This window comes from Zooshikella ganghwensis DSM 15267, from assembly GCF_000428585.1.
Lineage (GTDB): Bacteria > Pseudomonadota > Gammaproteobacteria > Pseudomonadales > Zooshikellaceae > Zooshikella > Zooshikella ganghwensis.
The window spans coordinates 18,283-30,942 of record NZ_AUAF01000050.1; the positions used below are offsets into that span (position 1 = coordinate 18,283).

General features: G+C 42.9%; 12 protein-coding genes and 1 pseudogene. 4 read left to right on the forward strand and 9 right to left on the reverse strand.

Going from position 1 to position 12,660, the window contains the following annotated elements; all coding sequences use genetic code 11:
* The first annotated feature begins 3 nt into the window (after window positions 1-3).
* Window positions 4-630: a 2-amino-4-hydroxy-6-hydroxymethyldihydropteridine diphosphokinase gene (locus tag F607_RS0112560; protein WP_027708365.1), complete on the forward strand. Its 627-nt coding sequence runs from the start codon at window positions 4-6 to the stop codon at window positions 628-630.
* Here F607_RS0112560 and F607_RS0112565 read toward each other — a convergent pair.
* The 8 genes from F607_RS0112565 to F607_RS0112600 form a co-directional block, all read right to left on the reverse strand.
* Window positions 627-1,811, reverse strand: coding sequence for a multifunctional CCA addition/repair protein (locus tag F607_RS0112565; protein ID WP_027708366.1), 1,185 nt, complete (start codon window positions 1,809-1,811; stop codon window positions 627-629). The genes F607_RS0112560 and F607_RS0112565 overlap by 4 nt on opposite strands.
* Window positions 1,812-1,849: 38 nt before the next feature.
* Window positions 1,850-2,167 carry a thiosulfate sulfurtransferase GlpE gene (gene glpE, locus F607_RS0112570; protein WP_038291222.1) on the reverse strand — a complete coding sequence of 106 codons (318 nt, stop codon included), beginning with the start codon at window positions 2,165-2,167 and terminating at the stop codon, window positions 1,850-1,852.
* The gene (locus tag F607_RS0112575) at window positions 2,157-2,987 is read right to left on the reverse strand and encodes a symmetrical bis(5'-nucleosyl)-tetraphosphatase (protein ID WP_027708368.1); all 831 of its coding nucleotides are present in this window, start codon (window positions 2,985-2,987) and stop codon (window positions 2,157-2,159) included. Before F607_RS0112575 ends, glpE begins: the two co-directional genes overlap by 11 nt.
* 17 nt (window positions 2,988-3,004) lie before the next feature.
* Window positions 3,005-3,394: a Co2+/Mg2+ efflux protein ApaG gene (apaG, locus tag F607_RS0112580; protein ID WP_027708369.1), complete on the reverse strand. Its 390-nt coding sequence runs from the start codon at window positions 3,392-3,394 to the stop codon at window positions 3,005-3,007.
* Window positions 3,395-3,473: 79 nt separating this feature from the next.
* Window positions 3,474-4,316 carry a 16S rRNA (adenine(1518)-N(6)/adenine(1519)-N(6))-dimethyltransferase RsmA gene (gene rsmA / locus F607_RS29520; RefSeq protein WP_051311431.1) on the reverse strand — a complete coding sequence of 281 codons (843 nt, stop codon included), beginning with the start codon at window positions 4,314-4,316 and terminating at the stop codon, window positions 3,474-3,476.
* A 98-nt stretch (window positions 4,317-4,414) separates the two neighbouring features.
* On the reverse strand, window positions 4,415-5,404 hold the full coding sequence (gene pdxA, locus F607_RS0112590; protein ID WP_027708370.1) for a 4-hydroxythreonine-4-phosphate dehydrogenase PdxA: 990 nt from the start codon (window positions 5,402-5,404) through the stop codon (window positions 4,415-4,417).
* 2 nt (window positions 5,405-5,406) lie between these two features.
* Window positions 5,407-6,690 (reverse strand): peptidylprolyl isomerase, encoded by a 1,284-nt coding sequence (locus tag F607_RS0112595; protein ID WP_027708371.1) that lies wholly within the window; start codon window positions 6,688-6,690, stop codon window positions 5,407-5,409.
* A 3-nt stretch (window positions 6,691-6,693) separates the two neighbouring features.
* A complete protein-coding gene (locus F607_RS0112600; protein ID WP_027708372.1) occupies window positions 6,694-9,507 on the reverse strand; it encodes an LPS-assembly protein LptD in 2,814 nt (937 codons plus the stop codon).
* Between the two features lie 287 nt (window positions 9,508-9,794).
* On the opposite strand from F607_RS0112600, the gene F607_RS29525 reads away from it, so the two are divergent.
* Genes F607_RS29525 through djlA form a run of 3 tightly spaced genes read left to right on the forward strand, consistent with a single transcriptional unit; the run spans window position 9,795 to window position 12,387 of the window.
* Window positions 9,795-10,838: an aminoglycoside phosphotransferase family protein gene (locus tag F607_RS29525; protein WP_051311433.1), complete on the forward strand. Its 1,044-nt coding sequence runs from the start codon at window positions 9,795-9,797 to the stop codon at window positions 10,836-10,838.
* On the forward strand, window positions 10,835-11,542 hold the full coding sequence (murU, locus tag F607_RS0112610) for an N-acetylmuramate alpha-1-phosphate uridylyltransferase MurU (RefSeq protein WP_027708373.1): 708 nt from the start codon (window positions 10,835-10,837) through the stop codon (window positions 11,540-11,542). Before F607_RS29525 ends, murU begins: the two co-directional genes overlap by 4 nt.
* Window positions 11,542-12,387, forward strand: coding sequence for a co-chaperone DjlA (djlA, locus tag F607_RS0112615; protein ID WP_038291223.1), 846 nt, complete (start codon window positions 11,542-11,544; stop codon window positions 12,385-12,387). The genes murU and djlA overlap by 1 nt, the downstream gene beginning before the upstream one ends.
* Before the next feature lie 22 nt (window positions 12,388-12,409).
* On the opposite strand, the pseudogene F607_RS35140 reads toward djlA, so the two are convergent.
* Window positions 12,410-12,660, reverse strand: a pseudogene (locus F607_RS35140) (IS982 family transposase); the annotation flags it as partial.

The window sequence follows — 12,660 nt, forward strand, 5'->3', positions numbered from 1 at the left end:
GTAATGAATCAGCAGGCATTTCTGGTTGGTATAGGCTGCAATACTCACTACCAGATAAATATCTCCTTTATTTTGCAGCAATTGTTAAATCGCTTTGGTGTTGTTGCTATGAGTCCACTGATCAGGACTGCGCCAGTAGGTATTAAACATGCGGCAGACTTTTATAATATGGTGGTTTACTTTGTCGCAAAAGATCAGCCTCAACACTTAAAAGCATGGTTTAATCAGCTTGAAACAACCCTAGGCCGTGACCGCAGAATTCCTGGTGCTGCTCTGACTGTTCAGCCTGGCGATTTAGATATTTTGCATAGCTCTCCACCTGACAGCTTTATTAATACTCGACAAGTTATACGAGATAGTTACTACTTAACTATTGCGGATGAGCTACTTTCGTTTGTGGGGCTTGCAGAATCGGATGAAAACACAGAGTGTAAACCTGGTGAGATTCTGGATAAGGTGACGCTTTCTGTTTTTGGCAAAGAAATAGGTCTGCAACCCAAGGTTTTAGCGGCATCATCATTAGTAAGAAAGACAGAAAAAAGTGTCACAACCTTAACTCAGGCTGAAGCACGTCAGTGGTTAGCAGATGAGGCTTGCTGTCTGATTTACAGCAATGAGCCAAGAAATTAGCTATCACTAGATTTTTCTTTTGCTATCGCTCGAATAGCCCTTAGGCGTGCCTCATGGATAGCTGCACCTAAGGCTTTACCAGTAAGCCCCTGTTTTAAAAAAGGTCCTGGTTTAATCGCCATTGCTGCTTGCCATTGTTGATGAATTGCCTTGATGTGCTCGTTAACTTGCTCAAGTGTTAAGTGTGGTATATAGCCTGCTATACATTTTACGCACTGCAGCAACATCATAAACCTCTCACCTCTTCTCCAGGCATCTGCTCGATCGAAAATATTTAATAAGTCTTTTGCTGATAGTTCAAGCTGCATCAGCTCTGCCCAAAACTGGTTTACCAATAAATTCAGCTGACGAATATTATTTGGTGCTTTTAATCTTTCTAAAAGTTGCTTAGTCAGGTTATGTGCAGTATCAACCTCTATTGAGGTGGAGGCTTTATTAGGGTGGACTTGTAACAATAGGGCGCAGGCTAGCTGTATTTCCTCGCCCAGTTGCTGCTGTTTGGCTGCTTTAAGTGCTTGTTGTGGCAAGTTAGACTCTTGCCAGAGGCTTGCAAGTTCAGGCAGGATTCTTTTTAGTGCGCCCACTTGTTGTAATGTTGTAAAGAAAATCCAAGGGCTTAGCGTTTGAGTGGCTTTAATGATTTCTTGCCATATACGCTCTGATACTAAGTGATCTACTTCTCCTGAATTGACCATTGCGCACATTAAGCTGAGTGTTTCTTCAGCAATATAAAAGCCTAAGTGGTGATAGCGTGCAGCAAAGCGAGCTACTCGCAGGACACGAAGGGGATCTTCTGCAAAGGCGGGCGACACATGACGTAAGCATTTTTGGCTGAGATCACCCGCGCCATTAAAGGGATCTATCAGCTCTCCTTGGCTGTTTTGTGCGATTGCATTAATTGTTAAATCACGGCGTTGCAAGTCTTCTGTTAAAGTGACATCAGGTGCTGCATAACATGTAAAGCCATGATAACCATGACCTGATTTCCGCTCAGTTCGAGCAAGTGCATACTCTTCGTGGGTGGTGGGGTGTAAAAAAACGGGAAAGTCTTTACCAACGGGTTGGTATCCTTGGTTGAGCATTTGCTCTGGGGTAGCACCGACTACAACCCAGTCATGATCTTGACTTTTAATACCCAGTAGTTGGTCTCTCACTGCACCGCCAACTAAATAGACTTCCACAACAACTCCAGTCTGATTAACTTTTTATGCTTGAAATGTTATTGGTCTACAGCATCAGGATAGCATTCTTGCCAAAGACAAAAACCTCCATCCAGGCTCATAACATTGTTAAAACCTTTCTGTTTCAAATAAAGCGCAGCACTAACACTGCTATGTCCATGAAAACAATAAACTACTATAGATGTTTCAGTATCAGTGTCTTCTATAAAATCGAGGATAGTTTGGTTATCTAAATGTTGAGCAGTAGGGATATGTCCTTGATGAAAGCTATCTTGATCTCGAATATCAACAAAGCAGGTATTACCTGCTTGGAGATAATGCAAGGCTTCTTCAGGCTTGATTCTGTCAATCTCCATTTTTTCTATATCCTTCACACGATAGTGAGTGTAAGGTCCTGGCTTCTATATTCATGATGGTGAGCGCGTTCCCCCAAATGCAGCCAGTATCGAGAGCGTAGACATTTTCATGCTCTGCTTTTCCTTCTAAGGCTGCCCAATGTCCAAAAATAATTAAGTCATCATGGGTCTTTCGGTTGCTGTGGTTATACCAGGGTTGGAAACCTGCTGGAGCTTGGTTGGAGCCAGACTTATGAGTAAGTTCTAGTTGGCCATCGCTACTGCAGAATCGCATACGCGTAAAATAGTTAGTGATAATTCGTAACCGGTCCCAGCCTTTGAGTTTTTTGCTCCAGTCGTTTGGTTGGTTGCCATACATATTTACTAAAAAGTCAGTAAAGTTATCGCTTTGTAAAATGGTTTCTACCTCTTTAGCTCTACGTAAAGCTTTTTTGAGCGACCAGTGAGGTGGAATGCCTGCATGCACCATTGTGACCTGTAATAGTTCATCATAATAGATTAGAGGGCGAAACCTTAACCAGCTTAATAGTTCTTCTCGATCCGGTGCTTCAAGAATACTATCAAGTGTATCGCCTTTTCTTGGTGGTTGCTTACCATAAGCAATGGCTAATAAGTGTAAATCATGATTGCCTAATACGGCTTTACATCTGTCGCCTAATGAATACAAGTATCGTAGTGTTTCAAGTGATTTTGGCCCACGATTGACAATATCTCCAACTACCCATAACTCGTCGCGTAACGGATCGAACTCAACTTGGGTGAGTAGTTGTTGAAGTTCATCGAAACAGCCTTGGATATCACCAACGGCAAATGTCGTCATAAGCAAACCTTTTAATGTTAATGAAGTACATTAGGGATTGCTAAGGTAAATGTTGGAATTGGCACCTGAAATGCTTCCCCTGTCGCTGTCACCATATAGTAGCTACCGGACATACTGCCAATAGGAGTATTAAGTACACAGTGACTGCTGTAGGAATATGACGTATCAACACCAATCAATGGCTTTTCACCAACCACGCCCTCACCATGGACTTCTTCTTGTTGTGCATCTGCATTAGTAATAATCCAGTGCCTTGCAAGTAGTTGAATGGGAGAATCACTCGCATTATGAATGGTGATGGTATAGCGGAATGCAAAGTACTGCTTTTCAGGCTCTGACTGCTCATCAAGGTATTCAGTTTTAACTGTTATCTTTACTTGGCTAGGGTCGACAGTGGACTCAGTCATAATGAAATTCTATGTGACATGCTGTGACAGTGTTTTGACAGGAGAGTTTGGAAAACTCTCACTGCATAGTAAATAAGTATTAATTGTCTTGTGGTGAGTTAGAGTCTTCAGCTAGCTTGATACTTTGCTGTGACTCGATGGCATTTGCGATAGCGACAAACTCAGCCAGTGAGAGCTTTTCTGCTCGAATGCTTGGGTTAATACCCAGTGTTGTGAGCACTTCAGCAGAGATCATACCCTTAAGTGCATTACGAAGTGTTTTACGTCGCATATTAAATGCACTACGAACGACGCGCTCAAATAGGTGTAAATCATTTGCAGGGTAAGGCAACGACTGGTGGGGAATAAGCCTTACGATCGCTGAGTCTACTTTAGGTGCAGGTTTAAAGGCTCCAGGTTTGACGATAAATAAATTATCGATTTTACAGAAATACTGAGCCATAACGCTTAATCTGCCATAAGCGTTTTCTCCTGGGTTTGCCGCGAGTCGTTCAACAACTTCTTTTTGTAGCATAAAGTGCATATCACTTATTAAATGTCGAAAGTTAAATAAGTGAAACAGAAGCGGTGTGGAAATGTTATAGGGAAGATTTCCTACTACGCGTAAAGGGTGCTCTTTTTTTAGTTGGCTAAAGTCGAGTTTAAGGGCATCGCCTTGGTGAATTGAAAAATGAAGGTGTTGGCTAAACATAGCCTGGAGCATTGGAATCAGGTCTCGATCTAGCTCAATAACATCAATTTGAGCACACTGTGGCACCAAATATTGAGTTAAAGCGCCTTGCCCCGGACCGATTTCTACCAGATGGTCATTTAGTTTAGGGTTTATCGCGCGGACAATGCGCTGAATTATTTGATCATCGTGCAAAAAATTTTGCCCAAAGCGTTTGCGCGGCTTGTGAACATAGTTAGGCGTTTTGGCCATAAAGTCTGCTTATTGGTAATAAATGAATCGTGTTGATTGTACGAGTAACGTTGATAAGTAATGCTGTAATAAAGGACTAGATTATAGCTGCTTACTGTTTATGGCTTGTTTTGTGCCATATAAATAGCATATTCAATTGCAGTCAATAAGCTGCCAGCATTAGCTTTACCTGAGGCAGCTAAGTCCAGAGCTGTACCATGATCTACTGATGTTCGAATAATGGGGAGACCCAAGGTGATGTTAGCAGCTTTGCCAAAGCCATGAAACTTTAACACTGGTAATCCTTGATCATGATACATGGCTAACACGACATCAGCTGTTTGTAAATGTTTGGGGGTGAATAATGTATCGGCAGGTAAAGGGCCAATTAATGACAGGCCCTCATTTTTAAGCTTGTTTAACGTAGGGTTGATAATATCCAGCTCTTCTCGGCCCAAGTAGCCATTTTCACCAGCGTGAGGGTTGAGTCCGCAGACTAAAATAGTGGGCTTTAGCTGCCCAAAATAATTAATTAAACCCTTATTTAGTGTTCTTATGACCTGTTCTAGCAAAGAGGGGGTAATGAGACTAGCAACCTGTCTTAGAGGATGATGGGTTGTCACTAAGGCAACTTTCATATCTTGGGTAGCCAGCATCATCACAACTTGTTGAGATTGAGTTTGTTGAGCCAGGTATTCTGTATGACCGCTAAATGCAATGCCAGCTTCGTTGAGAATGCTTTTATTGATGGGTGCTGTCACCATACCATCAAAAATACCTTGCTGGCAGCCGGATATGGCTGTATCTAGTTGCTCTAAAATATAAGAAGCGTTATCAGGTGTGGGTTGGCCTGGAATGACTGGATAAGGTGTTTTAAGAGGGAGTATCTTTAAGGCACCTGGTGTTGGTGGTTCATTAATAGCAACATGGGCAATTGGTTTTTTTATCGCGTAATTGAGTTGGGCGGCTCGCTCAGCAAAAAGGCTTGGGTCAATTGCAACCACAAGCTCCGCAGAAAAAGAGTGATTGATCAGTGAAATGCAGAGATCGGGACCAATCCCTGCAGGCTCTCCAGATGTAATAATCAGTCTTGGCGTTTTAACGCTCATAGTCACTTAACTTGGACAAATGCTTCATCTCGAATTTTTTGAAGCCAAGCTTGTAGCTCTTCCTGATATTTTTGCTTACGGATGGTATTGCGAATTACGTTCTTTTGAACATCACTGCTCACGTCTTTTTGCCGTATATCAAGCACTTGCATTACATGCCAGCCATACTTGGTTGCAAATGGTGGTGTGATTGTACCTTTTGAAGTAGCAGTAACTTTATTGCGGAACTCAGGCACCATATCATCAGGGTTAATCCAGTTTAAGCTGCCTCCGTTAAGTGCGCTTCCTGTATCATCCGAGTTTGCTTTAGCAAGTTTCGCAAAGTCTTCTCCACTTTTTATACGGGAGTAAATTCGTTCAGCAATGGCTTTAGCCTGTTGCTCTGAGCGAATTTGTGAAGGCTTTATAAGAATATGACGCACTTTATACTGTGTCATCACATGATCTTGTTCACCCTTTTTCGCAAGTAGCTTAATAATATGGAAGCCACTGCTTGAGCGGATTGGTTTGGCAATATTACCCACAGACATTTTGGGTACAACTGAGGCAAACATGGAAGGAAGTTGATCTGCTTTTCGCCAACCCAAGTCTCCAGCTTTTACACCTTGATATTCCTGAGAATAAGCGCCAGCCACTTGAGCAAAGTCTTTTCCTTTTTGCAGAGTACGGTAAATATCCTCTGCAAGTTCTTTGGATAGGGTAACGCGCTCATTATTGGCTTGAGGTGGAATCGGTACCAGAATATGACCAACTCTGTAGTCAGTAGACAGTTGGTATTTACCCTGGGCAGAGTGTAGGTAGTTTTTGATTTCCTGGTCAGTCACACGGATTCGATCTGCAACATGACGCTTGCGGACACGACTTATAGTAAGCTCTCGTCGTATCTGCTCACGTGCTTTGCTGTAAGAGATACCATCAGCTTCTAGTACACGTTTGAACTCTAAAAGTGAAAGGTTGTTACGGGAAGCTATCTTTGCCATTGAATCATTCAAAGTTTTTTCGTCGATTTTGATCCCTGCTCGCTCTGCCATTTGCATTTGTATACTTTCGACAATTAAGCGTTCTGTAACCTGCTCTCTCAACTTGTGATCTGGAGGGATATTACTCCCTTTTTGTTTTAACTGGAGGCGGACCATCGCCAGACGCTCGTTAAGCTGTGACTGCATGATCACATCTTTATCAACCACTGCAATAATTTTATCGAGTGGTTGAATTTCTGCATTCACATTGAAAATGGCTGCCGCACTTAACGTGGCAGCCAATAGCAAACGTTGCACTAGTTTCATGAGTTAAAAGTCTTCTCTGTCTTCGCGCTCACGGTAACCATCAATGCCGCCAAGAAAATCATCAACCTTGTTACCAAAGAGGTTGCCTAATCCCTTCATGACAAATTGAACGAAGATACCGCGATCTGCTTCTGCATTATCAATGTCTTCATCACCATCTATCCAATAGCGGTTAACGAAGCGAATTTTGTAGCAGCAGTTATCATACTCGGCTCCGAACATAGCTTCCAGACTTCGGCTGTTAGTAATGTCATAATTCCAGCGGCCTAGTGCACTCCAATTGCTGACCACTGGCCAGATAAAGGACATGTCAGTTTGTTCTATATCACCATCTGCAAACTCGCCAGGAATAACATTACCTAGCGCATTTTTACGAGTACGATCAACTTGGTCTAGGTAGCGGTAGCTGACATTGAAAACGCGATCATAGTCAGGGCTATAGCGCATGGATAAAGAATATTCCTGGTTATGGTTTTCATTAGTGTTCCAAATCCAGTCTTGTCTTAGAGACAGTGCATCAGTGGCATTCCACACTAGTTCTGTGGCAATGGGGGAGGTAGAGGCTTTTTGACTATCCAGATAACGGCGTTGGCTTTCATTAAGGTTGACATCAGTATCTGGTGTGCCTCCAAGGAGTTCTGAATAGTATGGATCAAGTTGTACCTTACGGTCTTCGAAGTAAAAAATCTGACCTATGCCAGCCCGAAAGCGCTCAAAACCATTTTTTTCCAGAAAACGTGTGGTTAAACCAACAGAGAGTTGGTTCATATCTGCTAAACGATCATAGCCACTAAAGCGATTGTCACGCCATAACTGAGCATAACTGAAACTGTTATTACCAGTATCAAAAACAGGATTTTCAAGTTGATCTTTTTCTTCCGGAGAGTAAAGGTAGAGCATTCTTGGCTCAAGGGTTTGGGTGTACTCTGTGCTACCGAACAAGTTGGTTTTTCGGTCAAAGAAGAGGCCAGCATCTAATGAATAGATAGGTACTGTGGTGCTTGGGCTTGTGTTGTACTTAGGATCGTTTGGTCCATAGTCCTCACTATCTAAGTTACTCAGATGATATTGAACATGCTTGAGCTTTAAGCCTGGTGTTATGAAGGCATAGGGCCATTCAAACTTATACTTAGCACCTGTTTCCAAGTAAGTACGATTGCCATGGGCATTGGTGATTTCTGAGTTTCCTTCACCGTAAACAGGGCGATCAATCTCATGCTCACGGTCAAACTCACCTTCACGTACTTTGGTTTTATAGTTCCATCGCTTGTCTCGGGTAAAGTAAGTGTTGTCAGCTATGTAGTCAACTTCAAAACCATTATTTTTGGCGAGCCAGTTACCCTTCAGCTCAATTTGCGGAACTTTTTCATAGGAATCACTAGCATCAGAAGTCATGTTTTGGTACTTCTGAACAGCGCCTTTTAGTGACCAGAAGTGGTTATCGCTTCCGCCATTATAGGTGGTCACAAATTGCTGATTTAAGTTATCAGTTGCAGTGACATCCAGTGAAGTGCCAAAGTCTCTTAGATAGTCTCGATCGCTTGCCCGGTTATAATCAACATCAGCAGTCCATCGTGGTTGAAGAGCTTGGTGATGAGTCCAGTCAAATAGCCAGCGCTCTTCACTGTAGTTTCGGTTGCCATCTTTAAGCTTGTCGTCATTAAGGTAAGAGCCGCCTAACTCACCACGACTGCTTTCGGTAAGGTAACGGAATTGTCCCTCAAGCAGTAAGCCACGCTCAGACATGATCCTAGGATACAAGGTGGCATCATAATTAGGTGCTAAATTGAAGTAGTAAGGTGTAGTGATGTCTACACCATTATCATCTGAATACCCCAATGTAGGAGGAAGGAATCCTGACTGCCGTCGGTCATCAATGGGAAAGTAGATATAAGGCGTGTAAAAAACCGGTATACCCTTGACCCTGATAGTGGCATTGGTAGCAGTACCAAAGCCAGTAAACTTGTTCAAGGTGACATTATTGCCTGTGACTGTCCAGGTATCTTCTGTCGGTGGACAAGTTGTATATGTTGCATCATGCAACACAACAAGCTCATCCTCTCGTCGAGTAATCTGGTCTGCATCTCCACGTGCATGTTGGTCGTGGAAAACATAGCGCACATTACTAGCATCAAAGCGGCCTGATTGCATATTGACACTGGCTTGGTCACCAACCAGTAAGAGGTTAGGCTCTCGGAACACAACATTGCCTTCAAACTCAGCTGTTTCAGTGTCACGGTATAAAAAAGCCAGGTCACTTTGGAGTTGGCGATAGCCTTGTCGAACTAACACATTACCTGTAAATGTTGCAGTGCCACCCTCAACTGAGCGATAAGTATCTGCAGTTGCAAAAATGGGGGCTAGAGACATATCACCAGAGAAAGCTTTGCCTTCACGATCTGGTTCAATATATGCGCCTGTACAGTGTGCTGGAACAGCTGCAAGCTGGCGCGGGTCGAGCTGGTAGCGTGGTACCCAGTCTAAGTTGTTAACCCCGTCTGGTGGGGGGGAAGATGGTGTACTCGCAACTTGCTGAACAGTGTCTTCCGTTGTAACTGGCTGGGTGTCAGTTGCTGCTGTAGTTTCTTGAGAAGGCTCTGTTATCGCCTGGGTTGGACGAGGTGCCCGTTTAATGGGGGCTGGAGCACGATTATTTACGTTACAATCCCAGCCTTGCCCTGAAGCATTAGGAACACAGTGCCACTGCTCATCGGCGCTAGCAGGGTTAGCGGCCCAAGTGGGGATTAATGGCTGGACGGTAAGAATACCAATAATCCAGGGAATATTTATTCTGCGGGGAAACTTGTTTACTGCCATCGCGGTTTAATCCAGGCTTCCTGTCGGGTAATCTATTTGTATGCTGAAGCGTTTTCTTGCTTAAAGTGATGAATCAGCGCTCGTGCAACCGTATTACTAAACGTTGCATAATAATCTATTCCAATGATGTTCAGCTACCCCATTTCAATTTTATTCCTCTTTTGAGACATTTTTGGGGAAAAAAATGCATTAAATGTTGTTGTATTACGCTCTAATAACGCAAACAAACGTTATTGAATAAAAGTTAATCATTGATTACAGCCTATAGGCAGTTGAGCACAAATAAAATGGATAAGCGTTATCTAAAATTATGCCAGTGGCTACAAGATAAATATGTTGACCAAAGGGCTTTGTTGAATACACAACATGAGCTTTCAAAACAACTTGTTCCACTTCAGGGAGATGCCAGCCAGCGACGTTATTTTCGCTGGAATGTAACACCTCAGCACGCTGTGATCGCTGTTGATGCACCACCTGAAATAGAAAATACGACTGCTTTTGTTGCGATTGCTAAGCAATGGCAGTTGCAGGGTATTCCTGTTCCTGAGATTTATTTTGCTGATAGTCAGCAAGGTTTTTTATTGATCGAGGATCTAGGAGATCAATTGTTACTTCCCTTACTCAATCAAGATAATGCTCAGTACTACTATGGACAAGCGTTCAACATTTTACAGCAAATACAACAATCTACTTCTTTTTTCACAGATTACTCTTTACCAGCATATGATCAAACTTTTTTACAAAGGGAGCTTGATTTGTTTCATGAATGGTTTGTGGTTGAATTCTTAAAAATTGAATTAAACGCGATCCATAAAAAAATGCTGCAAAGAATGTTTGAACAAATCATCGATTGTGCATTACAACAACCACAAGTTGTTGTACATCGAGACTTTCATGCGCGTAACTTGATGATTACTAATGACGTATTACGTGTCATTGATTTTCAAGGTGCCGTAAAAGGTCCTGCAACGTACGACCCAGTCTCACTTCTTAAAGACTGCTATATTTGTTGGCCCACTGAGCAAGTAAAACATTGGTGGGCTGACTGGTCAAAGAGCTTAGCAGTGCTAAATGGGTTTTCACCAGAGCAAACGTGGCAGTGGTTTCAGTGGATAGGTTTGCAGCGTCATCTTAAGGTTTTGGGGTTATTTGTACGGCTATTTAAGCGTGAAAAGAAAGCACGATATTTGCAGGATTTGCCATTAGTGGTGAAGTATGTGGAACAGGTCATTCTGTCAGAGTCAGACTTTGCGGATGTAGCGAGTTGGTGGCAGGATGTACTTCAGCCACGCTGGTTAAATTATTACCAAACGACAAAGGACTCATCATGAAAGTGATGTTGCTTGCTGCAGGAGAGGGTCAGCGTATGCGGCCTTTGACACTGACAACACCAAAACCAATGCTTCCTGTAAATGAGCAACCTCTAGTCGTTTATAGTTTGCAGCGCTTGGCGCAGTCAGGTTTAACACAGGTAGTGATGAATACTGCTTATTTAGCTGAGAAAATTGAGCAAGCATTAGGTAATGGTCAGCAATTTGGGGTACAAATTCAATACTCAAGAGAGCTGCAAAAGCTAGAAACGGGTGGGGGTATTTTTAACGCATTACCGTTGCTAGGGAATGAGCCTTTTCTTGTTGTCAACAGTGATATTTGGTGTGACTACCCTTTTGCAGTATTGGAAAAGCAACAGCAACGGCTTCAGGATGATGGTAAGTTGGCTCATTTAGTTTTGGTTCCCAACTCTCCTCATCACCCAGACGGTGATTTTTATTTGCCAGGTGGACGAGCAATTACTTTATCTGGCTGCGATGAACACCGTTTTACATATAGTGGTATTAGTGTTCTTCACCCTGACTTATTCGAAGACTGCAAGCCTGGTGTGTTTTCATTGGCGCCATTATTGAGGCGGGCGATTCTTCAGGGCAAAGTGACGGGGGAGCTTTATCATGGAGAGTGGATGGATATTGGTACACCTGATCGGTTACAGCAACTGAGCCATCATTTACAAGCAAGAGAGTCACTGGGTGCAAAATAATGAAGTATGGAACGCTAATTGGTGCTTTGCTGGGTTTTCTTATTGGCGGTGGCCCTTTGGGGGCTCTCATTTTAGGTGCGGCGGGATTTTGGCTAGTGGATCGTCGGTCTGTGTGGCAATTATTAGCGGGAAGTGGATTACAGAGTAGGTTGTTTTCTGTTAATCATGAGCAGGTACAGTCTGCGTTTTTCACAGCCACATTTACTGTAATGGGACGTGTTGCTAAAGCAGATGGACGCGTTTCTGAGCAGGAAATAAAAACTGCTTCAGAAATCATGAAGTCAATGAGGTTATCTCCAGGTCAGCGTAAAGCAGCGATTAGTCTTTTTAATGAAGGTAAAGAGCTGTCTCGAGACTTGGTTCCAGTGCTTAGCTCATTTCATCAGGTGGCACGTCATCGCCACAGCTTAATGAATATGTTTTTGGAGTTACAGCTGCAGGCTGCTTATGCTGATGGCGTGATTAGCCGGCAGGCAGAAAATGTATTACGTGATGTATGTTCTGCACTGGGTATTAGCCAGTTTCGTCTACAGGTCATTCAACAGCGCTATTTAGCACAGCGAGCCTTTTTTAATCAATACCAGGAGCAAACCAGGCAGAGGCATCAGGCTAATCTGGCAGGTCGCAATCAATTAAATAATGCTTATGCTGTGTTAGGTGTGCCTGTTGGATGTGATGATCAGCAGCTTAAAAAAGCGTATCGTCGTTTAATGAGCCAGCACCATCCAGATAAATTAGTCGCTAAAGGTCTTCCTGAAGAAATGGTTTCTGTCGCAAAACAAAAAACTCAGGAAATTCAAGCAGCTTATAACTTAATTAAAAACTATCGAACTCAAAAAGCGTAGCATTAACGCGATGCTCGACTTTTTAGCCTATTAATTGAGCCAACTGAAGTGGAGCGTTGCCTTCGTTTCTATTGAGTAACACACATAAACTGTGTGATAACAATTTACGACTTATTCGATTCGTCAGACTCCATAAGGTCCTACCTTTTGTTCGTTGGATATTAAACGTTTTTACAAGCTGACCAATCGTTGTCTCAACCCGTCGTCGGACCCGGTTTAACTGTCCCCTCCATTTCTCTGGGAGTTGATCCACCATGTTTTCTCTGACCGGTG

Bases quoted from the DNA above. Each gene is read 5' to 3' on its own strand.
- F607_RS0112595 (WP_027708371.1), bottom strand. From the start codon at position 6,690: ATGAAACTAGTGCAACGTTTGCTATTGGCTGCCACGTTAAGTGCGGCA.
- apaG (WP_027708369.1), bottom strand. From the start codon at position 3,394: ATGACTGAGTCCACTGTCGACCCTAGCCAAGTAAAGATAACAGTTAAA.
- F607_RS0112600 (WP_027708372.1), bottom strand. From the start codon at position 9,507: ATGGCAGTAAACAAGTTTCCCCGCAGAATAAATATTCCCTGGATTATT.
- F607_RS29525 (WP_051311433.1), top strand. From the start codon at position 9,795: ATGGATAAGCGTTATCTAAAATTATGCCAGTGGCTACAAGATAAATAT.
- glpE (WP_038291222.1), bottom strand. From the start codon at position 2,167: ATGGAGATTGACAGAATCAAGCCTGAAGAAGCCTTGCATTATCTCCAA.
- murU (WP_027708373.1), top strand. From the start codon at position 10,835: ATGAAAGTGATGTTGCTTGCTGCAGGAGAGGGTCAGCGTATGCGGCCT.
- djlA (WP_038291223.1), top strand. From the start codon at position 11,542: ATGAAGTATGGAACGCTAATTGGTGCTTTGCTGGGTTTTCTTATTGGC.
- F607_RS0112560 (WP_027708365.1), top strand. From the start codon at position 4: ATGAATCAGCAGGCATTTCTGGTTGGTATAGGCTGCAATACTCACTAC.
- pdxA (WP_027708370.1), bottom strand. From the start codon at position 5,404: ATGAGCGTTAAAACGCCAAGACTGATTATTACATCTGGAGAGCCTGCA.
- F607_RS0112575 (WP_027708368.1), bottom strand. From the start codon at position 2,987: ATGACGACATTTGCCGTTGGTGATATCCAAGGCTGTTTCGATGAACTT.
- rsmA (WP_051311431.1), bottom strand. From the start codon at position 4,316: ATGGCCAAAACGCCTAACTATGTTCACAAGCCGCGCAAACGCTTTGGG.